The 743-nt window shown below is 39.8% G+C and carries 1 protein-coding gene; it reads left to right on the top strand.

Annotation, left to right across the window (positions count from 1 at the left end; genetic code table 11):
• Positions 1-743, top strand: a 743-nt coding sequence (locus R8N49_RS26835) for a sensor histidine kinase (protein ID WP_318190414.1), incomplete at both ends; no start/stop codon positions are given.

Raw genomic sequence — 743 nt, 5'->3', positions numbered from 1 at the left:
AAGGCGCTTTAGACCCCTTATAGAACGTGCTGTTATCGACATAGAAACAAAGGAAAAGTTACAACGTATTGTTGAGGTAAGAACGACTCAACTTGCAAGGGCTCGTGAAGAAGCAGAACTAGCCAACCAGTCAAAATCTGAGTTTTTGGCAATGATGAGCCACGAGATCAGAACGCCTCTTAACTCAGTTTTAGGAATGCTAGACATCCTGAGACAATCTACCTTATCAGATGAACAATTTGATGCCCTCAATCAAATGGAATGCTCCGCTGAGCTTCTTCTAGCCATCATTAGCGACATTCTCGATCTTTCAAAAATTGAATCCGGTAGCTTCCAATTAAACGAACAGTGGATACATTTGAATGACACTGTAACTTTTGTAATTTCTCAGCAAAAACAAGTAGCTATAACTAAGAATCTTTCTTTTAACTTTGATTGTCAGATCTCATCAGACAAACAGTATTGGATTGATTCGACGAGGCTGTCACAAATTCTCTTTAATTTGATTGGGAATGCCATTAAGTTTACGGACTCAGGAAGTGTGTCTGTTTCTGTCGCTGAAGAAAATGACGAAATTGTAGTTTCTATATCTGACACCGGAATTGGAATCTCGAGAGCAAAACAAGCCCATTTATTTACGGCATTCCATCAAGGTGATCGCTCAATTACTCGACGGTTTGGTGGTACAGGCTTAGGGCTTGCTATTACCAAGCACTTAGTTGAAATGATGAGAGGTGAAATCT

The sequence above is a fragment of the Vibrio sp. 1978 genome (assembly GCF_033344345.1).
The sequence above is the reverse complement of the archived record's forward strand: the minus strand, read 5'-3'. Positions and strand labels throughout refer to the sequence as shown.